The following is a 25,968-nucleotide window of genomic DNA, read 5'->3' on the forward strand; positions in this document are numbered from 1 at the left end:
CTACTTTTCAAGTTTTTCGTATTCTTTGAGTGTTGCCTTCCAAACCTCCTCTTGTCGAAATCTATCAACTATCATTTTACGAGACTGTGAAGCCATCACCTTTATAAGATCTTTATTTTCTATACACCACTTCATTTCCTTAAATAATGTATCTGCATCTTTAGAAGGAAATATTTTACCATTCTGACCTTCTTTGATAATCTCATTACATCCATTGATATTAGTCACAATAGATGGGAGACCCATCGCACCAGCTTGCAAGACTACATTAGGAAAGCCCTCTCTATAGCTTGGAAAAACTAAAACATCTGCTGCAATAAAGAATGGGCGCACATCTGTTTGATAGCCAACAAACCGTACATCTGGATTGTTTCTAAGAAAATTCTCATTACCATTCTTTAAAGGATCGAGTTCTGATTCAAAGCGTCCAACAAGAAGTAACTTTACATTCTTACCTTCTTTTTGAAAACGTTTCATAGAATCAGATAATTCATTCATGCCCTTATCTCCAACGATTCTCCCTATAAAAATAAAAACAAAATCATCTTTACTAAGATTTAAGTCTTGACGAATCTCCTCTTTATTTCCTGTATATGGCTTTCCTTTTATTCTTGTTTCTGCAGTAAAGTGGTCAGGAGAAAAATAGTCAATATCAACTCCATTTATATTTCCATTCAGAATAACATTCAACTCCTTTTTTGTTATATTATCCTCCTGCAAAATTTGCTTTACTCCATTTCCTTCTGGAATTACCTTATTTGCAAAGAAACAGGTACAGATTTCCATTCCTTTTAAAATTATTCTGAAAAGCCCATGAGCACCCTGATAACGTAAGCCAGTGACGGTATAAACTCTATGCGGAACGCATGCAAACCACGCAGCAGTCATTGCCAAAAGACTTCCCTTAGGAGTATTAGCATGTACACACCATGGCTTCTCCTTACGAAACAGACGATACAAGAACCATAACCCCTTGATATCTTTCACTAAACTAATAGGACGTTCTAACGGAGCATCTACCACACGGATTCCCTCTCGCTCACTGACCTCCTCCAGCACACCAGTATCTTTTGCTACACCAATCACCTCAAAATATTGGCTCAAAAACTTCAACTGGCCTCTTAGCAATCCATCTAAGGATATGTCCGCAGTTGTAACGCGAATTAACTTCTTCTTCATGATTTAGAACTCGATACGTTCAAAATTCACATTTCCAATTCGTACAGCATACTCAGGGAATGCGCTCTTCCACATTCCTTCATGCCATAAGCTATACACCTTTTGCGCACCACTGATTAAATAATAATCAGTGAACATCTTTATATTCTCAGAATCATCTGTTTCCCCTGCAGTATCTATATGCTTAACAGTTCCAGGCACAATATATACATTGGGCATTGCTTTTTTTATCTCCTCTATAAAAACCATAGAGTCCGAAGCAATAAGAATCCTTGTGTTAGGATGCTGTTCAGATATCTTCTGTACAGAATTGATAGCTGCCTCTACCAATGCTCTTTTTTGATTCTCAGAGTCTAACTCTGGGTTGATTGCTGTTTCCGTCTTATCACCCAAAAGATTCATAAAACGTGTATGAATTGCGATATAGTTAGCTCCAATCTCTGACTGATATAGGTCCAAATAGCGTTGAAGATAAGTTGTTGGACGGAATAACTCTCTATACAACTCGCCCCACTGGTAATTCGTTCCAAAATAAGCATTCACCTTATCTAATGAGTTATAGCCATAATAGAAATGTGTTTCGGATGAACGCTTTTTATATAAACGAGAAGGGTCTACTATCTCTCCATAAGCTATAACATTATTATATGAAAGAAAACCAAAATTCATTTGGCTCTCATCAATTAGCCAATCGTACTCGTTTGGCTCAAGATATTTGCTTAATACAAACGGATAACTCCAGTTCAACTTAAATGGCTTACCCAAAGCTTTAGAAATAGCATAAATGGTAATCAGACCTTTCAGTCTATCAAACATTCCACCATGTGGAATTCTGCCATCTGCCATAAAAATATATGGATAACTTTCACCTATTTTATATAAAGAGAACCCTTTCTCCTTCATTATCCTAAACTTCATCAGAGGTTCACGATAACAGCAATCTATAAGCTTAACTAAATAATTTCTTCCTATCATAAATTAACGTTCAAATCTCAAATTACGCTTCTGAATATAACTATGTAAATCCAGAAAACCGAGAAGCTCTTAAAACAGCAGCTCTATAAATCAATAACATTCTCAACCATAATTTTAAAATTTAGTTCCAATGGGACAATAACTTATACTTCCCTATTTCTGTCCCCCATAGAAAAGAATATTTATTACTTTAATTGATTGTGTTATACGAACAACATAATAGCAAACAAGACATAAGGCACTACCAATCAGTGGTATAAAGATAATATCTGTAAAAGCTGATGAAATAACAATCTCATTTAACTTTATATATGCAGTTATTAATCGCTCTATTATAAAAGTTTGTACAACATATATTCCCAAAGTATATCTTCCAATAGTACTAAAATATGATAGAATCTTCCCTACCCTCTGTCGCTTTCCAAACAACTTATATATCAATTCACAAATACCTATTACGACTATAGAGCCAGAAAGTCCAACAAAAACTTGTACCATAAATCTGAAAGAACTATACATAAGTAAATTCATATCAACTTTTTCTGAAAGATTTGTCCAGTTCTGACAAACTGCAATAATGAAAAAGACAAGTGAAATACCAAATAGAGGAATTTTATAAGTTTGAAGATAATCGAGATATTTATGGATTAAATAGCCAATACAAAAATAAAAATAGAGAAAATTAATCATTAAAGTTCCACCAAAAGGAATAATTAAAAGTATTACCCATGAAAGCGGGAACGTTATCTCTACTGGTATTTTAACACATTTAACAAACCTTGCTATAAAATAGCATACAAACAGATTCTTTAGAAACCAAACACAGCCTATAATCTCCATACGAATCCCCCCCGAATAGACAAATACTCACAATAGTACACGATACAACAGGAAGCAACAATTGTTTACTTTTCTTTACAAAAAGGGATTCAATAGGGATTTCTAAGCTACGACTAGAGAAGTAACCACACACCAACATAAACAAAGGCATGTGAAAAGAATAGATAATCGGTCGAACAATGCTATCTAAGTCTGGTGTCATTACATAACAATGCCCAACACATACAAGAAGTATTGCTACGAACTTTACAAAATCTAAATATGCTATTCTATCTTTTTCCATTAGAAATTACATCATTATAAACTTTATTATATCCATTGACCATTTTTGAAATATCAAACTCCAAGGCTCTATTATAACAGTGTTCTGCAATCTCGTCATAATAAGCTTCATCACTTGTTAATCGGTTGATTTCTTCAGCCAATGCTTTTGCATCCTCATGTGGAAAAAGAATACCGTATCCATTAGTAACCTCTTTCAAACCATTTACATCAGAGGCTATAAAAGGCTTATGTGCACTCATTCCCTCTACATTACTAAGACTCAACCCTTCCCAATGAGAAGACATTACAATAATATCTGCAGCTCTCAGAACATTTGGGATATCAGTACGTAAGCCTAAAAACCTCACTCGGTCACTTACATCAAGTGACTCTGCTAACTGCTTAACTATTTCTTGACGTATACCAACCCCAGCAAACCAAACCTCAAAGTCATTGTTATTGAGTAGTCCTAAGGCTTTAACAACCGTATCTTGATCTTTCGCATCTCGAAATCCAGCTACCATCAAGATAGCCTTCCTTTGTTCCTTTAATGACAACAAAGCATTATCAGGAGTTGCATCACTAATAGCCTTAACATCTACGCCATTATTAATCGTTGAGATTTGCTTATATTGAGGATTAGTCTTATCTAACCAAACTCCTCCCATATATTCTCGCAATTTATCTTCGGCAATCTGACTTATACAAATCACATGATTATATTGCCCATACATCCAACTCTCAATAGGTGCATACCATTTCCATTCACGTTTGCGATTAGAAGTTGTATGCTCTGTAGAGACCAGCTTTTGAGAACAAAATAAGTTAGCAATAGCTACAAATAGTTGTGGTGATGAATTATGCGTATGAACAATATCATAATTCTTCATTATCTTTACCAGCTTTAATATATAGAGTGGATTATAAACTCCATGCCCTAATGCATATATCTTTGTCTCCGGACTTTCTCTCTTCAGTTTCTGAGTTAACGGTGTTTCTGTACTCTTAAAGATACATAAATCCACTGTATTTCCCAAAGCCTGCAACCTTGGTATCAAATTAACTACCAACGTTTCAGCCCCCCCCATATCCAAAGATGTAATTACCTGTAATATTCGCATTAATATATCAACTCATTAACATCCTTCATGAACCTTCTTTTCCAATATTGATAAAGTAAATATCCTGGAATAAGATTAAAAAAAACAAGTAATTTATAATCACAACGAAAAAGTTCACAAATACTTTTTTTCCCAAAGAGAGAATATACTATATAAAGTAATGTTTCCTTTATGCGTATTTTGAAAGAAAATTCCTTAGACATAGTCATTAAAGATCCATACGCCATTAGCGCAGGACATTTAAATCTCAACACACGCCCAGAATCAGACAGCCCTCCTTCTAAATATTCTGTTATATAGATAATTTTATTCACAAAAAGCATATTATATTTTTTTGCAAGCCATATCCACGCAACAGACTCTGAGATAAATTTTTCTCCTTCTATTTCTGGAAATTGAAATTCACGCAATTTATCAGTCACCCAAACTTCAGCCTTATCTCCATTTATATTCCTATTAAAACGTTCTTCTATAAAATTACTGATAAAGTAATGTGCAGAATAGGCGTCTCCTATTTTTTGTGACTCAGAATATCCACGTAAATAACCAATTCCACAGATATTCTTTTTATCATCTATATGATTCCAGTCAGAAACTATTGAAGCCACAGCATCATTTGTTAAAACATCATCAGAATCAACAATAAATAACAATTTTGACTGCGTCTCTTTGAAAGCAACATTCAGTGCAGAGTGCTTCCCCCCATTCTTTTTATAAATATATTTTATAGGGAAACTGGCTCCATCTTGTGATCTATCCCGAATAAACTGACTAATCAGTCTTTCCGTATCATCAGAGCTCCCATCGTCTATACATAACCACTCAAAATCTTGGCAACTCTGTTTACAAAGACTTTTAAATAACATAGGGAGTCTGTCTGCACGATTGTAAGTAGGAGTGACTATAGTTACTGTCTTACTTTCCATTTTTGATATTTGTTCTTAATCGTGGGAGAATAAAATTTACAATTATATTATTGAAGAACCATGAAACAGGCTTATAGACTAAATAATGTTTAATAGCTAAATTAATTATCCAAGTCATAACCTTCTCTTTTATTCCATTTCCGTTTGGGAAAACTGGATAGAAATCAATCTCTTGTGCCTTTAAACTAATTTTTTTAAAATAGCCATAATCATATTGAGATGATAACATTCTACTAAAGCCAAACATTTTTTTAGAATTCAAGGCTTTATAACAAGCTTGAACAACACTGTCTCTATCATCAGTTTCTACATTCTTAGCAATGCTTAATATATCATTGAAAGATGACAAATAATCTTCAACACAACGTCTTGTATACTTTACATCACGCTTGGTAGTAGCACTATTTTCATGTACAATATAACGATACAAATCCGTTGATACAACAGCAGTCCGCGGATTATGAAGGAAAACATTTGCTACAAATAGTTGATCTTCGCCAACAATATATTTATTATTAAAATGAATATGATTTTTATTCAAGAAATCTCTTCTATAGAAACATAACCAACAGAAAGAGACAAAGCCAGACTGTCTAACCAATTCAAGCCCTTCCCCATTAAAAGTTACTTCAGAAGTAAGTATATTCTTTGGCCAAAAATCATAACTACTCTTATACTGAATGATGTCATAATCTTCTTGTTTTTCTACAGCTGAAAAAGCCGTATACAATCCATTGTCAAGAAGATAGTCGTCTGAGTCTACTAATATAACCCACTCTCCCATCGCATGTTCCAGACCATTATTCCGTGCTGCACAAACCCCTTGATTGGTTTGACTCAGTACTTTTATATTCGAATTTTCATTAGCATATTCTTGACATATAGACAGAGAACTATCTGTACTTCCATCATTCACCAACAAAATCTCATAACTGTCCAAACCTTGCCGCAAAAGAGAATTAAGACATTGACGCAGAAACCCCTCTGCATTATATACAGGAACAACTATACTAAACTTGATATTCCCCATATCTACAGAATATTATTATAAATATAGAGTTCTATTCTCCACAGAGAGCACAAAACGAGGAAGACGGGTATATTCCTTACTTCTCACAAATCTTCTAGCATCTAGATTTCCCTTAATATGCGCTGTCAAGAATCTTGGAGAGAACTGGAGGATGGAATAGAGCAATCTTACACTACAACTCAGTAAAAATCTATGACCATAAGCCAACTTGTCCCTTAGTTTATCTGTATATGTATTCTTTGGTAAGTCATACACACAACGATACCAAGTCAGGTACTGTGCCATAGCACGATAATATATTTTATCATACGATTTCTGACTTGCTTTATTGGTATTCGCATCCAAATGAACAACCCCTGAATCATACCACATTAAAAGCTTATATCCATTCTCCACTATTTTTTGATACATCAACTGATCTTCTCCAAACGTACCAGCAGGATACTGATCAATCCACACCTCGTGTTCATAATGAATTGCTTTCCACACCTCTGTCTTCATAAAAACTGCTGTTCCTGCTGCACTTTCGGTTGGATAAATGGCACCTTTTTCTGGCTTCGAATTATAGGAAAATGCTCCAGAACGTTGAATACGAATAGCCCATCCATCATTTCTCCGTCCTTTAACAGTATTTGTTATATACGCTCCTAATTTTGAAAGAAAACTCATATCCTGAGTAGGGAAAGTGTCTGGTGCAATACCATCAGCACCATACTCCTGCAGCGCATTATACATTTTTTCAACGGCATCTTCTGGGAAATAGACATCATCATCTATTATAAGCACATACTCTTCCTCTACCATATTAGCAGCAGCCCTCTGATGTACCAAGCCCTTGGGAGTATCAATATACTCCTCCATACCGACTTGCTCTTTCGGACGCTCAAAACCATGTGCTAAATGCACATAAATATGCTCTGGTTTTATCGTTTGGTTGTGAAGTGATTGTAGTTCTTGAATATACTTATCACCAGCCTTGCCAACTGTACGGATAGCAACTGAATATTTAAAATTAGATTTCTCCATAAATTTAAATTTCTATTAAAAACGACTATACGCTAATAAATGAAAAATCCTTCAATTATCATTTGCTATGGTATGTAAATATCAAAGGGAGTCCGGTAAAACTTATCTGTATCATATCTATTGTCGTATTCAAAAAGAAAATAAATAGGATCATTAGCACGATGCCCATCTGTTAGGAAAGACTTGTAAGGGCTTATAAGCACTCCCCAACCGAAAACTATACGCAAATAAAGAACCGTAACCAGTATATATACCACCTTTGTATAATTGTCTATTAGCTTTCTTCTCGAAGACAAAAAAGAAAGTATATATATAATACCCAACATATAATACCAGCTTTGTCTACCAGCATTAGAAGAATGGAGGAATGTAAGCAGAATAATGCAAAACATCAATGCTGCATTCAAAAATACTATATGCTCTCTATCCCCAGGAATCTCATCATAACGAGAAAGAATCAGATACATCATAACTATTACTTCAAGAACATAATCAATTCGAATAACAGCATAATCAACAGCATAACTGGATGCTCTTTGAGCATCTAAAGCATCATCATAAAGAGTATAGACCGACATAGGAGCTCCAGAAGCACCTATTATAAAGAAAAATACCAAGACAGTGATAATAGTTGATTTTTTCCATTTCCTTTCAGGTAGAAAATAAAATATAAAAAATATAACTGCAGAATTATGAAACTTATAGGCAACAAACCAAAGTATCAAAAAAGGGATAAATTTCTTTTGAATCACATATTTATAAGATAGCCAAGCACAACTTGCAGCCATTACCTGACGAAGATAAGTAAATGTAAAGAAGAACCATAAACCCATAAAAATTAAAATGGAAATAGGATACTTCTTAAAAATATCTCGGAGAGAATAAAATAAGAGTGTGTAAACAAAGAGTGTTGTGATGAGAATATATATATATCTATTAGGCGTTATATAAGCGACTAAGCAATTCCATATTACATATGACATCTCCTTACTATATCCCATAAGAGGACTTTCAGGATTTAAAAAAGATCCACCCGCACGAATTCTATTAGCATTAGAGTCAAACAAGTCACAATAGATATAACGGTCATAACCGCCTAACATATCTCCTAATCCTACAACCAACGCCAATAACAATAAAATTCCTATAAGCCATGAACTACTGATACTACGTCTACTATTTAACAAATAAAAGCAAATAGCAGAAACAACTATATATAAGAAAATATAAAACATATACTATGAGACGATTCTAACATTCGATTAACTATGTTATTTGAATAACCTGTAAAATCGGATTAAAATAAGATAAAGCCATTCATGATTGACTACACTTAGAAATAAATTAAACTTTCTTATTCCTGTATTACCGACAGGATAAATTCTCTTTTCTCTGAAAATATTAAGATCACGCTTAACTTCTTCTATAGAATAATCAAGCGGAAATAAACTGTAAAGGTAGCCCGCTGCAGAGAAATTCATCCATTGTGCATAATCATCAGCGTAAGACTCCTGCTTTATACCATCAAGTAGAGATTTAAAATTGCAGATAGTTTCACGAGAATCTGCGACAAGCTTTCTTTTATGTTCCATCCCAGCACTACGCATTACAGAAGCATTATTGTCATCACTATAGCAATATGCTTTTAAAGGGATTTGCTTAACCTCCTTCAATAAAGGATAAATTTGCATCAAGAAAAACCAATCTTCTTGTGAATATCTACCTGGCTCAAAACGTATATGAGCATCTTCTATAATACTTCGTCTTATAATCTTTGACCAAAGATATCCATTGATATATCTTTTCCTTATATACTCTATTCCTGAACCTACAAAAGATAATAATGGGGCATCATTGTATGCAACTGCCAACGCATCTACAGAATTATCAAGCAATAATAGGATTGTATCAAGACATCCATAGACTATATAATCATCAGCATCAATAAACCATATAAACTCTCCTACAGCATTCTCTAACAGAAAGTTACGCGCAGCTCCAACTCCTTCATTTTTCTTTGAAAAAGCTCTTATACATTTCCATTGTGCAGCATAATCATTGATACATTCTAAAGTCTTATCAGTAGAACCATCATCAACAATTACTATTTCTATATTATCAGTATTCTGAGAAAGTATAGACTCTAAGCATCTGGGTAACAAATGAGCAATATTATAAGCAGGAATAAGTATTGAGATTTTTTTCATATTGATAAGGGATATTTAATATCTGGAATATGATGTGTATAATTAATATCTTCAAAGCTGATTATATAACTGAACCCACTTTTTTGATATATTCTCGATACTAAATTTCTGAGATAACTCAGAAGAACGCTGTCCCATTTTCTGACGCAAAGAAACATCTGAAATCAGTTTTATAATACGATTTGCTAATTGCTCTATATTGCCAACAGGTCTAACCAAAAAACCGTTTTCCCCATCTTCCATCAATTCTCGAGGTCCAGAGGGACAATCAAAAGCAACAATAGGAAGCCCACAAGCTTCAGCTTCTGTCAAGACTAAACCAAAAGCCTCTGTCCTGGAACTTAGAATAAAAATAGAACTTTCACAATACTTTGAAATGATATTATTTGTAGCACCACATAATACTAAAGAAGAAGATAATCCCTTTCTATCTATTAAACTTTGAAGCTGTTCTCTTAATATGCCCTCTCCATAAATATGAAGTTTCCAATCAGGAAAAGAGGCAAAAACAATCTCCCAAGCATTTATTAAAAGATCAAATCCCTTCTGACGATCAAGACGACCTACAGCAATGACCGTTTTATCCATCACCAAAGACTTATTTTTAGGTACAATAGTTAATGGATTATATATATAAGTTACATTGCTAAGCCACCTTCCCCACCTCTGACAATCAGTCTTAGTCAATACAACGACTTTATCATAATATCTTGCTATGTAAATTCTTCTGAACTTCTGCAATTCTATTAATATTTTACGCTTAAAAGAATTCTTAACTCCGCTCATCCAGACTTGAGAAATATCATACGAAAAATGAAACTCAAAAATTTTTTTACTGCCATCTTTTATTTTATAGAGAAAATAAAACTCACTTCCACCAGTTGATACAGTAATATCATATTTGTTTTCCAATAAACATTTTTCCAATCCCTCTCTGTAAGCAACCTCTTCTGCAATATCAATTCTATGAATCGTTTTATCTAAAGGAAAATAATCAGGTCTATTACCTTGAGCTTTTGTTATAAAAGTGATATCATATAAATTACACAAATTATTGGCACGAACCGTTAAAACACGCTCCATACCAGCTGAATTGTACAAACCATTGACAATATATGCTATTTTCATAGAGTTTACCTTTTATCAATCAAGTATTTAAAAGATGAAGTTTTTTAAAGATATAATTTTTACAAAAAGCTTTCGTATTGACATCTAGAAGAAAAAAATAAGACATACTACATATAAAAGAAGTGCAAATCAGCAAAGTTACGAATAATTTTATCCATACATTATCAAAAGATAAAGTAATAAACCATGCTAAAAGAATTGACAAGAAAGCAAGTAGAATTAAAGGAAATAAAGTATTGACAACAAACGCTTTAACATCGAATTCTGATAGTATTTTCTTTAAGACAATCACGTAAAATACAGTTGATATTGGTGAGACCAATAAATTCATTATGTATGTTACCACATAAGAACCTGTTATCTTAAGTGTAACAAAGAATAACACAAGGGCAACTACATACAATATTCCCAACGCTAAATTTATACTACGAACACGCCCTGTTGCAACAATACCATAATAGATAAACGGATTAAGACTAAAGAAAATAGTATTAATCAATAATACTTGACATAAGACAACAGCACCATCAGGGACAACATCCAACCATAGTCCCATCAGAAAATCTAAATTAAAGAATATTGGGACGACACTCAGAATGCAGACTATAACCTGAAATTTTGTCCCCATACATATCAAATAATTAAATCGGGTATAGTTTCCAGCAGCATATTCCTTAACAATCTGAGGACGAAAAGCTAAAGTTATATTACCCGCAAATGCAGACAATATTCCCATAACCTGACCTGCAACACCAGCAGCAGCATTTAATAGCGTACCAAAAAAACGATTAAGTAATACATTTAATCCTTGATCTTTAAACGTATTCGTAACATTCCCAAACATACTCCACACTGAGAATGCCAACATCTGCTTAAATAATATTTTTTTAAAGACTAAAATCAAACTACACTCAGCGAAATTCCTTTTACAGTAATAGCGATAATATAATAAAAAGGCTATAGACAAAAAAACATACAGAACGCTATATAAAATAAGATGATCTATAGTTGCTATTAAAACAACAAAAGCAATACCGAGCTTTAAAATTGCATTAAAAATCTGTAAATAGGCAAAAACACCCATTTTTTCATGAGCACTAATAGCAGCATCATAAGGTATCTGAGTAATACCTAATACAGTACTCAAAACAGCAGATTGATAAACCCAATTAGCTGCCACCATTCTCCCTTCAGGAATCACGAGCTGTGTGTTTACAAACCACAATCCTATTGTTTCTGCCAAAAACAAAAAAGATAAAGCCAGCATAACATGAATGTAATAGGCTGTCGAAAATGTTATCTGGAGCTCGCGCAAACTCCCCTTGCCTAAAGAGTATGTCAAAAAACGGGATGTTGCTGTTCCTAATGAACTAGTCAACACGTTTATCACAGCGATTACCCCACCAACAACATTATAAATACCGTAATCAGAAACGCCAAGAGCCCTTAAAACAATTCGGGAACTATAGAAACTAATTACCAAAGTAAAAAACATACGAAAATATAACATTGTCGCATTTTTAGCAATTACTTTATTATTGGAAACATTTTGAGACATAACTTATTATTAAAACAGAGTACTTCTCGATTAAAAAACCTCAGAATTATATATCTATTTTTTTAAGACTCATCTAAAATATGGAGTGATTAAGTTTACTAAAGAAAGGGCTATTTCAATATGAGAGATGAAAGCGCCTAGTGGCTTACCCTGTGCATTATTCTTTAAGAAAAAATATCTTTTCCTCTTTTAAAATGTATCTATATTGCTATTATTGTATTTTGCTGTCATTTTTAACATTTAATATAAACACACTGCAAATCAACATGTTAAAAGTTTATTCCAGATGACAGACGTAACAGAAAATTTTATTAAAAAATACTCTATCACAGAAAGCAAAGATGTAAAATGAGAACGGAACACTCTCCGCAAAACCGTTCTTGGTAAGAAATGCCAAGAAGTTGTCTCCACATCTATAACATGCATTATCATACGTCCTTTTATTCCATATTAGTAATACATTGTCATAAACTTCTCTCCCCACTCCTTATCAACCTGCGAAAACCTAACACCCATCGTGCAAATGGTAAACACCATTAGTGCGAATAGTAATAACATACAAATTAACTAGGCGTAAGGAAGATTGTTAAATGCGAAGAAATATAAAAGACTACAAAAGCTTACATCATGAAGAATTATAGTAGTGTTACTCGAATCTTGAATGAGCATATTTTAATAACACCATATTACTCTATTCATACACAACATTAATTTACATATTTAAAATGTAGAAAATAAATGATGTTAGATTATTATTTCACAAAGAATTACTTTTTCCCTTTAATTTACGAACCTCCTCAATAGAATAACGATGATGAAAGTCTATAAAATAACGTGCATGACTACTTGGACGCTTCTCTACAGGAGGTGGAGTCATATAATCACCATACATACAAATAAGATACTCATCATAATTAGACGGTATCAAGACATCAATATCCTCAAACTGCATTTTTACACCTTTACCAAACCACTCAGCAGGCATAGGTTTACTTTCACAGGATATAATAGAATAAAGCCAATGATACGAAGACTTTGGTACTTCTTCCAAACGTTTCATAAATTTTCTTATAAGAAAATGCGATGGTAATCTTAATAGTTTAAATACTGAAGTATCCAACAAGATTGTCACCACTATCATCTCACCACCTATATGAGAAATCTGATGATAATCTTTTGATATCCATTGTACTCTTCCTTGTCTTAGTTGCACAAAAGCTTCATCTCTATTTCCAGACTCTTCTGTTATACAGAAACAATTACCTTCTTCTACCTTCGAAACTCTTTCTATTAGTTTTTTTCAAAGAAAGTATCACTTTCTATCAATAAAAAATCTTCTTTAATATATGGTTCTACAACAGCTAACGAGCCCATTGAAGATGTAAATTCATATTCTTGATTATCTATCAGCCGAACATTCTTATTTACAAACTTTGTAAACAAATGTTTCTGATAACCAACAACTATCAAGATATTACTAAAACCATATTCTTCTAATATAAGAAGGATACGTTCCAATAAACATGTTTTTTCCATCTCCTATAAAAAACTCTTTCAAAGGGTAAGGGTATACAAGAATTCTGCTCTTTACGCGCAGCTAAAATAACAGCCGTATTCATATTTTGCTTTTTAGGAAAACAGAGAATGTAAAATATGATTTCTCCCTATAAGGATTAACGATATAAGATGCACTGACTGGCAAATGAAAACAACCTAACGTGAAGTTTGTTTCATATTTAAGGGAAACATTAATTATATTAAATCCAGACTCATAATCTGTATAAAATCCCTTATTTAAACTTGATCCTAACGTAAGAGTTAAAACATTATTATCCTTAAATTATAAAAATAAGCCAACTCCGCATAAGAAGAAAAAGCTTGCCCACCGTTTAAATTCTTATCTGCTCCAAATACGTAGGACGATAATGTTAACTGAAGGGGTATCTTTGTTGGACGTAATATACTATTCATTTCTATATAATGCCCTGTACTTCTATTAGCTAAATTAAAATATTTATCTTTGTTACTAACTGCCGAGGGATAATAGTAATCAGCTAAACCAATATAAAGCCATTTATAAGTATATCCAATTCCCAAATCAACTTCTGAATGACTTCCATTAGTGCTGTAAACACCTTCTAAATATGCATCAAATTTTCTCTTCTGATAAGATATTTTTGCAAAAGTAACTGCCCCTGTTCCATATTCAATACCACGCCAAACATATTTTGTAGACAACCCCAAAGAAGCCTCTATGGGTGATTCTTTACCATTTATAGCATCCGCAAAAATCGTTGAATCACTTATTTCTGCAAAACCATTCCGAGAAGATAAAAACAAAAAAAATATTAATATCAAAAACCTCATAAAGAACACCTTTTTATTATGTACAATAAAACATTTTAAACAAAGTATCGCATCACACGTTCAACAATAGGAGCCATGTCATAATATTTATATTCAGCCAATCTTCCTCCAAAAATAACAGCAGGTTCTGTTGCGGCCAATGCACGATACTGTTTTGCAAGCTCATTATTTTTTTCATCATTTACAGGGTAGTAAGGTTCCATACCTTCCTGCCATTCCATTGAATATTCATACGAAACGACAGTTTTAGGATTAGTATAAATCTCCTGCCCAAATGATTCAAAATGTTTATGTTCTATAATGCGTGTATAAGGGACTTCTACTTCTGTATAATTGAAAACAGCATTACCCTGATAATTAGCAGTGTTCAAAATCTCCTGTTCAAACCGAACTGTACGATAATCCAACTTACCTAAACTGTATCCAAAATATTCATCAATCTTGCCTGTAAAAACAAGTTTTTTAGATTGTACTTTAAAGTCTTTAATTTGTAAGTTATGATTCTCTTCCTCTGCGTCATAAGAATGTTGACACTCAAAAAAATCTGTATCAGTAATCGTCTCTACCCCCTCAAGTAAAGTGCCTATTAGCTTATTATACCCACCAATAGGAATACCTTGATATTTATCATTGAAATAGTTGTTATCGTAAACTAAACGAACAGGAAGACGCTTGATAATAAAGGCTGGTAATTCTGTACATTTCCTTCCCCATTGTTTTTCCGTATACCCTTTTATCAGTTTTTCATAAATATCCTTACCTATTAATGCTAGAGCCTGTTCTTCAAGATTACGAGGTTCGTCAACACCCTCAGCCTTCATCCTAGCAACAGCTTCTTCCCGTTGTTCATCAAGTTTCTTTTGCGCTTCTTTAGGTGTAGTTACTCCCCACACCTGATAAAATGTATTCATATTGAAAGGTAGATTATAAAGTTTACCCTTATAATACGCAACAGGCGCATTAGTAAAATGATTAAACTCAACAAGAGAATTTACAAAATCCCATACACGCTTACTAGATGTATGAAAGATATGCGCACCATATTTGTGTACATTTATTCCTTCTACACTCTCACAGTAGAGATTACCCCCAAGCTGTGAACGTTTGTCTATTACCATACATTTTTTCCCCTGCCTAGTTGCCAAGTAAGCAAAGGTAGCACCAAAAAGACCTGCGCCAACAATAAGATAATCATATTGTTTAATAATCATACTATAAAAAAGTTAAAAGTTTAAACAAGCTATGGGGATTTTACAAAAACAGAGAAATAATAGATTTTGAAGATAACACACCCTCCCTACAAACAAAGAATAGCTTGCAGGACAACGACTATCACGGTTCCTCCACATAAGAACAAAAGCAAAAACAAATAGACGTGGTACAGTAACAATCGTTAGTTCAAACAATAAACACTGTGCTGGTCAATTCAGTAGATAGCTTCGCTCGCAGACTCTTTCCTTTAATAGTCTCTAATTCGCTGTTATCGCTGCAAAATTAAATAAAAACTTCGAGAATAAAAAGAATATTAATGAAATATTCCTCCAGCTAAGTAAAAATTATAAAAATACGAACTGGTTTTCATCCTTTGAGGTAGAATAAAGTGCACACAAATCAGTTATTTAGAGAAAAATAACTAACTTTGTATCCAAATCAGTTACTCTAAGGAATGAAAAGGATTCTATTTATTACGGTCATATTGTTTATGGCACTAACAAACGGGCAGGCACAAGTTCTGAACAAAGATAACACGAAGCAGATTGGTCCGGCAGTTAAGGATGGTATCAAGAATGTAAGAGATGCTATCGTACAAGATACTAAGCCTACAGGCGAGCACGGGCAGTGGGATATCTATGCAGTCCCTAAGCTTGGTCTGAATCTATCTAATCTCCCCAGACATTATAACACTGGGCTACAGGATTAAAGTGCTATAATATAATAAGGTGAGAACTGCTATCCTCATACTTCTCTCTACCTTTTCAATCAATGTGACAGCAGAGGTGAATGACTCGCTCTCCATTGCGAAGATGGGGATAGAGTTCCGCTATATCCCTGCACAAACGCTCACTTTAGATAAGGAGCCACGTATCTGGACTAAGACGAAAGACACGCATTCTTGGGCTGCACAAATAAACATTACACCTACGAAGAATGCGTATGCACACGACTATAACTACCCCACTTTCTCATTCGGCCTCCGCTATCATCTCAACCATGGAACAACCATGCACAGGGATGATCCATGGGGCGAAGCGCAGCCTGTAAACTATACCAGTAAGCTGGGGAACTTCCTCACCTTATACGGCACCTTCAACCGACCACTCTATCGAAGCAAGCACTGGCAATGGGGATATTATCTAGGAACAGGTATTGCCTACACGAGCCTTAAATATAATCAGAAGAACGATATAGATAATGAATATATCGGCTCACACCTAAATATTTATTTCAACGCTGGTTTGTACGGACAAGTTAAGATAGCGAAAGAATGGAGCGTAAAGGCTGGATTAGACTTCGCACATCACAGCAATGGAGCTATGGCACGCCCCAACAAAGGCGCAAATTACTTAGGTCCGTTCGTAGGACTTGTTTACGAACCTCAGCAGGCGACAAGCCCCATTGTGAAACGTAATACTAATGAAACCAAGCCCTTTCAGAAATATTGGTTTACCGAGTTTACCCTCGGACTAGGTGGGAAGACATTACTTGAGGAATGGCTACAAACTCAGTTCAATACCCCTCAAGGACAGCCTAATTATCGTAAAGAACATTTTACTTATTACGGAGCTTACTCCTTTCACACACATATCCTCTATCGCTACGCTCGCCGTTGGGCATCGGGGATAGGCATCGGAGTATTCTACGGCGAATATGCGCATCGAGTAGCAAGAATGGATAAAGAAAACGGACATACTGACGAGAAACATAGTCCGTGGTCAGCAAGTATCGAGGTGCGTCACGAGGTTTACTATGGGAATGTTTCCGTTCGCGTCACACTCGGTTATTATCTTTACCGACACATGGGATATAGTGCCAATCACGGACTTGAATATCCTTATCACGAGCAAGTGGGTGTCTTCTATAGTTTCCCCAAACTGAAAAGATTAACGCTCGGATTCAGTGTAAATGCTCATGCTACAAAAGCCGATTTCACGGAATTACAAATCTCAATGCCAGTTAGATTATAGAGATATAAAAGGTCTCATCCTCTCCTCTATTTCAGAAAGGAAGTACTTAACGAAGTGTTATTTTGCAATATTAAGGGAGAGGCTTATGCATAGATGACACGCAAATACATCTACTTAGAGTCTGAAGAAACACCCTTCTTGGTATGAAATAATGCTCTTCTTAAATACCATGTTTTATTTCTTCGGATGTGTAGTTATCAGAAATTAATATTACCTTTGCAAAGGTAAAGATCAGAATAAATATTAAGAAATGATATCAATAGACGGACTGACGGTGGAATTTGGCGTGAAGCCATTGTTTAAGGATGTTTCATTCGTCATCAATGAACGAGATAGGATAGCCTTAGTTGGAAAGAATGGTGCTGGAAAATCGACGATGTTGAAAATCTTGTGTGGTCTTCAGAAACCAACAAGTGGTGCTGTCTCAGTACCCAATGATTTGACGATTGGATACCTGCCACAGGTGATGAAACTTTCTGACGATACAACGGTGAAAGAGGAGACACGTAAGGCTTTCGCTGATAAGACAAAGATGGAGGAGAAGCTCAAGAAGATGGAGCAGGAGATGGCCGAGCGTACTGACTATGAGAGTGATAGCTATGCCGAACTCGTTGAACGCTTTACGACTGAGCACGACCGGTATATGATGATGGGAGGCGAGAACTATGAGGCTGAGATAGAGCGCACGCTGACGGGCCTCGGATTCAGCCGTGACGACTTCGACCGCCCTACACGTGAGTTCTCTGGTGGATGGCGTATGCGTATTGAATTGGCGAAGATTCTTCTCCGTCGTCCAGACGTACTCCTATTGGATGAGCCAACGAACCACCTTGACATCGAGTCCATCCAATGGCTGGAACAATTCCTTGCACAGAGTGCTAAGGCCGTTGTGCTTGTGAGTCATGACCGAGCATTTGTCAATAATGTTACGAATCGTACACTGGAGATAACCTGTGGGCATGTGGAAGACTATCGGGTGAAGTATGACGAATATCTCGTGCTTAGAAAAGAGCGTCGTGAACAGCAGCTTCGTGCGTATGAGAACCAGCAGAAAGAGATCGCCGATACAAAGGCGTTTATTGAGCGTTTCCGTTATCAAGCCACCAAAGCCGTACAGGTTCAACAACGCATTCGTCAGTTGGAGAAGATAGTGCCAATAGAAGTGGATGAGGTGGATAATTCGGCTATGCGTCTGAAGTTTCCTCCATGTCTGAGAAGTGGAGATTATCCAATCATTGCTGAGGGCTTAGGGAAGACTTATCCCAATAGATTGCATCGTGATGGACCGGGTCAGACGGTGTTTGAGGGGGTGGACCTGATTATTAAACGAGGAGAGAAAGTGGCGTTCGTCGGTAAGAATGGTGAAGGAAAGTCTACTTTTGTGAAGTGTATCATGGGAGAGATTCCTTTTGATGGTACGCTGAAGATTGGACATAACGTACAGATAGGTTATTTTGCACAGAATCAGGCACAATTGTTAGACGAGAACCTTACGATCTATGAGACGATTGATAGGGTCGTCACAGGTGATATGCGATTGAAAATCAATGATTTGCTCGGTGCGTTTATGTTCGGTGGAGAAACGTCGGAGGAGTACGTCAAGGTACTTTCAGGAGGTGAACGTTCACGTCTGGCGATGATCAAACTCTTGCTTGAGCCTGTGAATCTTCTTATCCTTGATGAGCCTACCAATCACCTTGATATCGCCTCAAAGGAAGTGTTGAAGGAAGCCATCAAAGCCTTTGATGGTACGGCAATTATCGTGAGTCATGATCGTGAGTTCTTGGATGGATTGGTAAGTAAGGTCTATGAGTTTGGTGGAAGTAAAGTGAGAGAGCATTTAGGGGGGATTTATGATTGGTTAAAAAGCCCCCTCCAGCTCCCCCGAAAGGGGGAGAGTGCAGAGAACCTCTCGTTGACATCATCTAATAATAGCAGAAAGGAAGCTCCCCTCCTTTCGGAGGGGTTGGGGGAGGCCTTATCTTACGCCGAACGCAAAGAGATACAGAAGAAAATTCGTAAGGCTCAACGTGCCGTGGAGGAATCCGAAACCAAGATTGCTAAGTTGGAGGCACGTAAGAAAGAATTGGATGATCTATTGATGATACCCGAGAATGCCTCGAACATGGAGCTTGTGACGGAATATACCAACCTCCAGCGTGAACTTGATGAGGAAAACGAACGATGGCTCATACTGTCGGAAGAGTTGGAAACTCTGAAACTTTGAAAAGCCTGAAACTTTGAAACTTTGAACTTTGATGTTTAACATTACCCACATCGGTAATCATAATTATGAATTTTGAATTAAACCAAATATTTTTACTATGCGTATCAAAAAACTTTTACCAATGATGCTCTTTGTATCTGTCCCCTTTATTGCTATGGCACAGGGTCAGGCAGGTATCAAGGCTGAAAATCTCGACAAGTCGGTACGTCCGGCTGACGATTTCTTTACGTTTGCCACAGGTGGATGGCAAAAGCTCAATCCCCTTCCTGGCGCTTTCTCACGCTTTGGTTCGTTCGACCAATTACAGGAGAACAATAACAAGCGGATTAACACAATCCTTACAGACTTGCTCAAAAAGCAGGGCAAGGAAGGTTCGGTAGAGAAGAAGTTAGGCGACTTCTATAAGCTCGCTATGGATTCGGTTCGTCGTAATAAGGAAGGCGTAAGTCCTGTTAAACCTCTGTTGGACGAAATGGAGAATGCAAAAACGTTGACCGATCTTCGCAATCTTCAGATTAAGTATGCCACTTTTGGATATGGTGTACCTTTTGGATATGGTTTTGATGCCGACCAAAAGAATGCTAAACAGAACATATTAAATCTTGGTCAAGGTGGGTTAACACTTGGTCAGAAGGAATATTATCTGGATAATGATAAAGCTACGAGCGAGATTCGTAATGCTTATCGCCAATTTATTGTCAATATGTTCCGACTCTTTGGATTCTCTGACGCACAGGCACAGGCTAAGCGTGATGTTATTATGCGTTATGAAACAATGTTAGCTTTGATTTCAAAAAGTAATACAGAATTACGTGATGTTGAGGCCAATTATAATAAGATGACGCTTGATGAGTTCAAGGAGAAATATCCTAATCTTCCTCTGGAATCATTGGCAAATGCTGAAGGTATACAGAGTAAGGATATTCAAACAATGGTGGTTGGTCAACCCTCATTCTTCGCAGGCGTTGATAAACTGGCATCTACTGGTAATACAGATGAACTTCGTGCTCGAATGGAATGGGATGCAATCTTGTCGTCAGCTAATTGTTTGAGTGATAATGTACGTGCTGAATATTTCAACTTCTTTAGTAAGACCATGCGTGGAACCAAGGAGGATTATCCTCGCTGGAAACGTGCCACACGACAAGTGGAAGAACAAATGGGCGAGCCACTCGGACGTATTTATTGTGAGCGTTATTTCCCAGCGTCAAGTAAGAAACGTATGGAGGAATTAGTTAAAAACTTGCAGGTGAGCCTTGCCGAGCGTATTAAAGCACAAGATTGGATGAGTGAGCCAACAAAGAAAGCCGCTCTTGAGAAACTCTCTACCTTCTATGTGAAGGTGGGGTATCCCAACAAGTGGAAAGATTTGAGTAAACTTACAATAGATCCGTCAAAGTCTTTTTATGATAACGTTCAAGCATGTCGTAAGTTCTGGGCTAATGTGACTATTCAAGAGAAAGCTGGTAAGCCTGTTGATAAGGATGAATGGTTGATGACCCCACAAACGGTGAATGCTTATTATAATCCTACGACAAATGAGATTTGTTTCCCAGCAGGTATTCTTCAGTATCCATTCTTTGATCCTAAGGCCGATGATGCCTTCAATTATGGAGCCATCGGTGTGGTGATTGGACACGAGATGACACACGGATTTGATGATCAAGGACGTCATTATGATAAGGATGGTAATATGACAGACTGGTGGACAGAAGAGGACGGAAAGAACTTTGAGGCTCGTACAGGAAAGTATGCTGACTTCTTCAGTGCTATTAAGGTTTTGCCTGATCTTCATGCGAATGGTAAGCTCACATTGGGTGAGAATCTAGCTGACCATGGTGGTCTTGAGGTGGCTTTCAATGCTTTCGAGAAGACGCCAGAAGCCAAGAAAGGTAAGGTTATCATGGGCTTTACTCCAGAACAGCGTTTCTTTATTGCTTATGCTGGTGTATGGGCAAACAATATTACAGAGGCCGAGATTCGTAGTCGTGTGAAGAGTGATCCTCACTCTCTTGGCGAGTGGCGTGTAAATGGTGCTCTACCTCATATCAATGCGTGGTATAAGGCGTTCGGCGTGAAGGAGGGCGATAAGCTCTTTATTCCAGAGAACGAACGTCTGAAATTGTGGTAAGATTACAAGAGTAATATAGTTTAAGACAAAGAGACATATTCTTTAATGACATATTAAGACAGAGTAACAAAGGAACATAAGGGAGTACCATGTTCTTAAGACATAGTGACAGAGCGACATATTCTTTAATGACATATCATTCCGTCGTTGACAGATCTAGTTTCCTTTCCACATCTAGTTACTATGATCCAATGTTCTTCTGTTAGTCTGTCTTAATATGTCATTAAAATAATATGTCTCTTTGTCATTGTGTCTTAGAATCATTTGTCTGTTACTAAATCAATTTGTTCCTCTGTTACTCTGTCTTTAAAGCCTTATTCTGTCTCTTTTTAGAGAAATTAAGTCTATTCTTTCTTTTTTTCTTTGGTTTTCTTTGCTGTTTTAATATCTTTTATTACTTTTGCGTTCGAAACAAACAAAAGACAATGATTCAAGCAATAAATAATAACGTCACAACGAACAACGCCTTATATAATAAAGGTGTTGCTTATTGTGTATCTGCATTTGAATCATTGAATACTGAGAGAAAAATAATCGAGAAAAAGATAGCAAATAATTTGGTAGTTCCAAATATTTGTATACTCTCTCTCTCTCTCTCTCTCTCTCTCTCTCTCTCTCTCTCTCTCTCTAGTAGAGCAGGCGCAAATTACACATTTTTTCTTCTCGCATACGCGCGCGCGAAGCGTGCTGCAAACCCTGTAAACAAAGGACTTTTAGGAGTTTCCTTTGTTCCTTTTTTTGTGTCCTTACCTAAACTAGAATATAGAGAAATTAAAAACGAAATAACAACTATTTTTAATCAATAAAACAATGGAGAAAAAGAGACAAAAGAAAAAGTATTATTATGCTCCTAACTGCATAGTAATGCAAGTAAACGAAACCACTAATTTGATGGAAACATCTTTCCCAGGTCAACACAATCCTGCAAGTGATGGTGGAACTCTTCAAAGTGAAAGTCAAAGTGAAGAAGCGAAACAAACCCTATTTGGGAAAGATATGGATGTAGAAAGTGAGACTTGGAAAAAATAGACAAATAACAGTAATAACTTAAAAAGATGATGAAATTAACATTAAAATACCAACACTTATTTTGGGCAATACTTTGTGGTCTAACTGTAGTATTTGCTTCTTGTTCTAATGAAGATGTAGCACAAAACACAAATGGAGTAGATAATGGTTCTAAACTAACCACATTTAGTGCAAACGGTCCAATGTCCCGCACGTCAATGGAAAATAATGGTACTTTCTATTGGGAAGCAGGTGACAAGATTTGGGTAAAAGATGACACTGGTACTTGGCAAGTGAGTAGCAATACACCTACGAGTAAAACAGCTTCTTTTCAGTTCAAGGTTCCTGGTCAATTCACTAAGAAAAGTAAATATATGGTTTTTTATCCTGGCAAGAGTGGGAATCAAAATCAGGTAACTATTTCTACAGATCAAGAACAAACAGTTCCCAACAACTCTACTCATTTTGGACCATCTGGTGATTGTGGTACAGCAGAGGCAGTAGGTACTATTGGCGGAAGTAATTTCAGTTTCCGATTGAATCATCAAGCTACCTATATTATATTTCAACCTTACACCACTAATAGCCTTATACAAAACTGTTATTTGACAAAGATTGAGGTAAGTTCTAACAATGATATTTCAGGCACTTATACACTGGATCTTACAAATGGTACACTAACAGGCAATGGAAGTAAAAAGCAAATTACACTTACCACAAAGGGAAGTGGGAATAATGGGTTCCTTCTGACTAATAGTGCGTCTGATAATATCTCTTTTATGGTGGTTAAACCAGGGACACACACTTTTAAAGTACGTTATTATATTAAAGGCAAAGACAAAAACACTAACATTGAAGGAACTATCACAAAAACATACGTTTCCCAAAACCTCGATAAAAATAAATACTACAAAATAAGTGATAATGTAACTCCTCGTGAATATAAAACAGGTAACTATTATATGTGGGATGCACAGAATCACTATTGGTACGGGCATGAAACTTCGCAACCAACAGCTAATAATCAACAAGGACAGAACTATCCAGAGTATGGTGATCCTTTGAATCGTTATTTTAATAATGGTGGCGGTTCTAATCCTTACGAGGCGACTACAGATCTATTTAAGACTCTCCCTAATGCAAACGAGATGTCATGGTATTGTATGAAAGGAAATCCTCACTGGGACGAAAATGAGTTATGGATGACTATGGGACATTTGCACAAGGGGGTTATGTGGTTTTTAAAGAAAGATCATATACCTAATTTCTCAAAGGAAAAAGGCTACGATGATAAAGATTACCGAACTGTTGCAAGTGAATGCAATAATAATAAGATAAACAAGGAGCCCCTCTCCGCAGACGATGCAAATAAATACTTCCCATTACCTCTCGCAGGTTTCTACTATTCTGGAACACTAAACTATATGGATGAAATTGGTTTCTATTGGTCATCCAGTGCTTACCCTCAAGGTGGAGGAAATGCTTATCGTTTATATTTCAGTAAAACAAATATAAATGTAAAGACAGGAAGTCGTATCAATGGTGCCAAAGCTCAAAAGTTCCATTAAATTTGAAGATTAGAAGCAAATATTATAAAAAAACTTCGTGGGTAAAAAGGTCTCAAACCCACGGAGTTATCACAAACAGAGACCATCTTCATGATAATATAGCAGACTTAGACAAAAGAATAAAAAAATCTGTAAAAGTTTGAGTTTGCTATTGGAACTAAAATCCCAACGTGTTCCCCGTAAATTTCCAACGTGGTTGCGATTTACGGGGAACGTGTTAGCGAGAAATTTCTAACGTGTTTGCGGTTTACGGGGAACGTGTTAGAAATTTATGGGGAATAGGTTAGAAATTTATCGCAAAGCTGATGGAAATTTAACGCTGTCGTAATGCCTTTGGAATTGGAGGCTGCTTGGGCTGAAGATACTGGCTGATGAGCGTTTGTTTCCATCGGTTTTAAAATAACAAGAAATGAAGATGCTGCAAAGTGCAGCACATTAATTATAACTAAAAATAAAATAAATCATGAAAATTAAATTAGTAAAAAGAAAGAGACCGGGCGCAAAGGAAGACGCAGGTAAGTTGTATGCTAACCCAGTGAATGTTGGTAAGAAGACGTTGCGCGACATTGCGAGAGATATTGCGGGTCGTTCGTCTTTGACACGCGGCGACATTGAAAATGTCCTTACAAACTTTATGGAGTGTTTGCCTAGTTACTTGCGCGATGGCTTTAGCGTACAGTTGGGCGAATTCGGTACAATGCGCTTAACCTTATCTAGTACTGGAGCGTTGGACGAGAAGAGTTTTAAGGTTGAAACCATCAAACCTCGAGTAACCTTTACGCCAGGTGTGGAACTGAAAAATGGATTACGCGACAACTTGTATGAGTTGCCGAGAAAGAAGAAGGAAGAAAAGGAGGAGAAAGAGGAGAAGAAAAAGAAAGAGGAGGAAAGTGGACCGCAAGTAGGGTAAAAGTCCCCCAAAAAGCCTCCCCAAGCCCCTCCGAAGGAGGGGATGTGCCTAACGGAAGCTAGTTAGGATAGGCTGGAAAATTGCCACAAAGTAGGGACAGACGCCCTCGTCTGTCCTCTCTTTTTATGTCGTTTTTTCGGACAGACGAGGGCGTCTGTCCCTACAAGGAGATATATTGAGATCGGGAAAACTATCCTAACTAATTTCCGTAAGGCTCTCCTCCCCCTGGGGGAGGCTGGGAGGGGTTTCCAGACGCCCTCGTCTTTCCCTACTTTTTTATTAGTCTTTCTTTGGGGAATATGCCATTATTTTGATGAT

The 25,968-nt window shown here is 36.3% G+C and carries 23 protein-coding genes and 1 pseudogene; 8 read left to right on the top strand and 16 right to left on the bottom strand.

Translation table 11 applies throughout. The features are described 5' to 3' along the window. The 16 genes from J5A55_RS04680 to glf form a co-directional block, all read right to left on the bottom strand. Window positions 1-1,179, bottom strand: coding sequence for a glycosyltransferase family 4 protein (locus J5A55_RS04680; protein ID WP_004383360.1), 1,179 nt, complete (start codon window positions 1,177-1,179; stop codon window positions 1-3). Between the two features lie 3 nt (window positions 1,180-1,182). Further along, window positions 1,183-2,097 carry an O-fucosyltransferase family protein gene (locus tag J5A55_RS04685; protein WP_004383361.1) on the bottom strand — a complete coding sequence of 305 codons (915 nt, stop codon included), beginning with the start codon at window positions 2,095-2,097 and terminating at the stop codon, window positions 1,183-1,185. Window positions 2,098-2,307: 210 nt separating this feature from the next. Continuing rightward, complete coding sequence (locus tag J5A55_RS04690) at window positions 2,308-2,994, bottom strand: acyltransferase family protein (RefSeq protein WP_004383362.1); 687 nt, start codon at window positions 2,992-2,994, stop codon at window positions 2,308-2,310. Then, a complete protein-coding gene (locus J5A55_RS12305; protein WP_234396076.1) occupies window positions 2,924-3,277 on the bottom strand; it encodes an acyltransferase family protein in 354 nt (117 codons plus the stop codon). The genes J5A55_RS04690 and J5A55_RS12305 overlap by 71 nt, the downstream gene beginning before the upstream one ends. Further along, window positions 3,264-4,379 carry a glycosyltransferase family 4 protein gene (locus tag J5A55_RS04695; RefSeq protein WP_004383363.1) on the bottom strand — a complete coding sequence of 372 codons (1,116 nt, stop codon included), beginning with the start codon at window positions 4,377-4,379 and terminating at the stop codon, window positions 3,264-3,266. The genes J5A55_RS12305 and J5A55_RS04695 overlap by 14 nt, the downstream gene beginning before the upstream one ends. Further along, entirely contained in the window at window positions 4,379-5,305 is a 927-nt protein-coding gene (locus tag J5A55_RS04700; RefSeq protein WP_211802913.1) for a glycosyltransferase family 2 protein, read from the bottom strand. Before J5A55_RS04700 ends, J5A55_RS04695 begins: the two co-directional genes overlap by 1 nt. Beyond that, window positions 5,295-6,335 carry a glycosyltransferase gene (locus J5A55_RS04705; protein WP_004383365.1) on the bottom strand — a complete coding sequence of 347 codons (1,041 nt, stop codon included), beginning with the start codon at window positions 6,333-6,335 and terminating at the stop codon, window positions 5,295-5,297. The genes J5A55_RS04700 and J5A55_RS04705 overlap by 11 nt, the downstream gene beginning before the upstream one ends. Before the next feature lie 15 nt (window positions 6,336-6,350). After that, the gene (locus J5A55_RS04710; RefSeq protein WP_004383366.1) at window positions 6,351-7,361 is read right to left on the bottom strand and encodes a glycosyltransferase; all 1,011 of its coding nucleotides are present in this window, start codon (window positions 7,359-7,361) and stop codon (window positions 6,351-6,353) included. Window positions 7,362-7,426: 65 nt separating this feature from the next. Next, complete coding sequence (locus tag J5A55_RS04715; protein WP_082239111.1) at window positions 7,427-8,596, bottom strand: EpsG family protein; 1,170 nt, start codon at window positions 8,594-8,596, stop codon at window positions 7,427-7,429. A 36-nt stretch (window positions 8,597-8,632) separates the two neighbouring features. Beyond that, window positions 8,633-9,568: a glycosyltransferase family 2 protein gene (locus J5A55_RS04720; protein WP_004383368.1), complete on the bottom strand. Its 936-nt coding sequence runs from the start codon at window positions 9,566-9,568 to the stop codon at window positions 8,633-8,635. Between the two features lie 51 nt (window positions 9,569-9,619). Continuing rightward, window positions 9,620-10,696, bottom strand: coding sequence for a glycosyltransferase family 4 protein (locus J5A55_RS04725; protein WP_004383369.1), 1,077 nt, complete (start codon window positions 10,694-10,696; stop codon window positions 9,620-9,622). A 19-nt stretch (window positions 10,697-10,715) separates the two neighbouring features. After that, window positions 10,716-12,254 carry an MATE family efflux transporter gene (locus J5A55_RS04730; RefSeq protein ID WP_004383370.1) on the bottom strand — a complete coding sequence of 513 codons (1,539 nt, stop codon included), beginning with the start codon at window positions 12,252-12,254 and terminating at the stop codon, window positions 10,716-10,718. 757 nt (window positions 12,255-13,011) lie between these two features. Next, complete coding sequence (locus J5A55_RS04735) at window positions 13,012-13,314, bottom strand: LicD family protein (protein ID WP_487247512.1); 303 nt, start codon at window positions 13,312-13,314, stop codon at window positions 13,012-13,014. 230 nt (window positions 13,315-13,544) lie between these two features. After that, window positions 13,545-13,790, bottom strand: a complete 246-nt coding sequence (locus tag J5A55_RS04740) for a glycosyltransferase family protein (RefSeq protein ID WP_004383372.1) — start codon at window positions 13,788-13,790, stop codon at window positions 13,545-13,547. Between the two features lie 282 nt (window positions 13,791-14,072). Beyond that, a complete protein-coding gene (locus J5A55_RS04745; protein ID WP_004383373.1) occupies window positions 14,073-14,621 on the bottom strand; it encodes a hypothetical protein in 549 nt (182 codons plus the stop codon). Window positions 14,622-14,656: 35 nt separating this feature from the next. Further along, on the bottom strand, window positions 14,657-15,826 hold the full coding sequence (gene glf / locus J5A55_RS04750) for a UDP-galactopyranose mutase (protein WP_039851414.1): 1,170 nt from the start codon (window positions 15,824-15,826) through the stop codon (window positions 14,657-14,659). A gap of 461 nt (window positions 15,827-16,287) precedes the next feature. On the opposite strand from glf, the pseudogene J5A55_RS04755 reads away from it, so the two are divergent. The 8 genes and pseudogenes from J5A55_RS04755 to J5A55_RS04790 all read left to right on the top strand — a co-directional run. Continuing rightward, window positions 16,288-16,512, top strand: a pseudogene (locus tag J5A55_RS04755) (outer membrane beta-barrel protein); the annotation flags it as partial. A gap of 49 nt (window positions 16,513-16,561) precedes the next feature. Further along, on the top strand, window positions 16,562-17,806 hold the full coding sequence (locus tag J5A55_RS04760; protein WP_004383376.1) for an acyloxyacyl hydrolase: 1,245 nt from the start codon (window positions 16,562-16,564) through the stop codon (window positions 17,804-17,806). A 250-nt stretch (window positions 17,807-18,056) separates the two neighbouring features. Continuing rightward, complete coding sequence (locus J5A55_RS04765; RefSeq protein ID WP_004383377.1) at window positions 18,057-20,033, top strand: ABC-F family ATP-binding cassette domain-containing protein; 1,977 nt, start codon at window positions 18,057-18,059, stop codon at window positions 20,031-20,033. Window positions 20,034-20,130: 97 nt separating this feature from the next. Further along, the gene (locus J5A55_RS04770; RefSeq protein WP_004383378.1) at window positions 20,131-22,164 is read left to right on the top strand and encodes a M13 family metallopeptidase; all 2,034 of its coding nucleotides are present in this window, start codon (window positions 20,131-20,133) and stop codon (window positions 22,162-22,164) included. A gap of 425 nt (window positions 22,165-22,589) precedes the next feature. Further along, window positions 22,590-22,970 carry a hypothetical protein gene (locus J5A55_RS04775; RefSeq protein WP_211802942.1) on the top strand — a complete coding sequence of 127 codons (381 nt, stop codon included), beginning with the start codon at window positions 22,590-22,592 and terminating at the stop codon, window positions 22,968-22,970. A gap of 4 nt (window positions 22,971-22,974) precedes the next feature. Further along, window positions 22,975-23,193: a hypothetical protein gene (locus tag J5A55_RS04780; RefSeq protein WP_004383380.1), complete on the top strand. Its 219-nt coding sequence runs from the start codon at window positions 22,975-22,977 to the stop codon at window positions 23,191-23,193. 26 nt (window positions 23,194-23,219) lie between these two features. Continuing rightward, window positions 23,220-24,740, top strand: a complete 1,521-nt coding sequence (locus tag J5A55_RS04785; RefSeq protein WP_004383381.1) for a hypothetical protein — start codon at window positions 23,220-23,222, stop codon at window positions 24,738-24,740. A 463-nt stretch (window positions 24,741-25,203) separates the two neighbouring features. After that, window positions 25,204-25,650, top strand: coding sequence for an HU family DNA-binding protein (locus J5A55_RS04790; RefSeq protein ID WP_004383382.1), 447 nt, complete (start codon window positions 25,204-25,206; stop codon window positions 25,648-25,650). Window positions 25,651-25,968 lie beyond the last annotated feature (318 nt).

The sequence above is a fragment of the Prevotella veroralis genome, assembly GCF_018127765.1.
In the GTDB taxonomy this organism is placed as follows: Bacteria; Bacteroidota; Bacteroidia; order Bacteroidales; family Bacteroidaceae; genus Prevotella; species Prevotella veroralis.

Coding starts and splice junctions, on each gene's coding strand:
- J5A55_RS04680 (WP_004383360.1), bottom strand. CDS start 1,179: ATGAAGAAGAAGTTAATTCGCGTTACAACTGCGGACATATCCTTAGAT.
- J5A55_RS04685 (WP_004383361.1), bottom strand. CDS start 2,097: ATGAAGTTTAGGATAATGAAGGAGAAAGGGTTCTCTTTATATAAAATA.
- J5A55_RS04690 (WP_004383362.1), bottom strand. CDS start 2,994: ATGGAGATTATAGGCTGTGTTTGGTTTCTAAAGAATCTGTTTGTATGC.
- J5A55_RS12305 (WP_234396076.1), bottom strand. CDS start 3,277: ATGGAAAAAGATAGAATAGCATATTTAGATTTTGTAAAGTTCGTAGCA.
- J5A55_RS04695 (WP_004383363.1), bottom strand. CDS start 4,379: ATGCGAATATTACAGGTAATTACATCTTTGGATATGGGGGGGGCTGAA.
- J5A55_RS04700 (WP_211802913.1), bottom strand. CDS start 5,305: ATGGAAAGTAAGACAGTAACTATAGTCACTCCTACTTACAATCGTGCA.
- J5A55_RS04705 (WP_004383365.1), bottom strand. CDS start 6,335: ATGGGGAATATCAAGTTTAGTATAGTTGTTCCTGTATATAATGCAGAG.
- J5A55_RS04710 (WP_004383366.1), bottom strand. CDS start 7,361: ATGGAGAAATCTAATTTTAAATATTCAGTTGCTATCCGTACAGTTGGC.
- J5A55_RS04715 (WP_082239111.1), bottom strand. CDS start 8,596: ATGTTTTATATTTTCTTATATATAGTTGTTTCTGCTATTTGCTTTTAT.
- J5A55_RS04720 (WP_004383368.1), bottom strand. CDS start 9,568: ATGAAAAAAATCTCAATACTTATTCCTGCTTATAATATTGCTCATTTG.
- J5A55_RS04725 (WP_004383369.1), bottom strand. CDS start 10,696: ATGAAAATAGCATATATTGTCAATGGTTTGTACAATTCAGCTGGTATG.
- J5A55_RS04730 (WP_004383370.1), bottom strand. CDS start 12,254: ATGTCTCAAAATGTTTCCAATAATAAAGTAATTGCTAAAAATGCGACA.
- J5A55_RS04735 (WP_487247512.1), bottom strand. CDS start 13,314: ATGAAACGTTTGGAAGAAGTACCAAAGTCTTCGTATCATTGGCTTTAT.
- J5A55_RS04740 (WP_004383372.1), bottom strand. CDS start 13,790: ATGGAAAAAACATGTTTATTGGAACGTATCCTTCTTATATTAGAAGAA.
- J5A55_RS04745 (WP_004383373.1), bottom strand. CDS start 14,621: ATGAGGTTTTTGATATTAATATTTTTTTTGTTTTTATCTTCTCGGAAT.
- J5A55_RS04765 (WP_004383377.1), top strand. CDS start 18,057: ATGATATCAATAGACGGACTGACGGTGGAATTTGGCGTGAAGCCATTG.
- J5A55_RS04770 (WP_004383378.1), top strand. CDS start 20,131: ATGCGTATCAAAAAACTTTTACCAATGATGCTCTTTGTATCTGTCCCC.
- J5A55_RS04775 (WP_211802942.1), top strand. CDS start 22,590: ATGATTCAAGCAATAAATAATAACGTCACAACGAACAACGCCTTATAT.
- J5A55_RS04780 (WP_004383380.1), top strand. CDS start 22,975: ATGGAGAAAAAGAGACAAAAGAAAAAGTATTATTATGCTCCTAACTGC.
- J5A55_RS04785 (WP_004383381.1), top strand. CDS start 23,220: ATGATGAAATTAACATTAAAATACCAACACTTATTTTGGGCAATACTT.
- J5A55_RS04790 (WP_004383382.1), top strand. CDS start 25,204: ATGAAAATTAAATTAGTAAAAAGAAAGAGACCGGGCGCAAAGGAAGAC.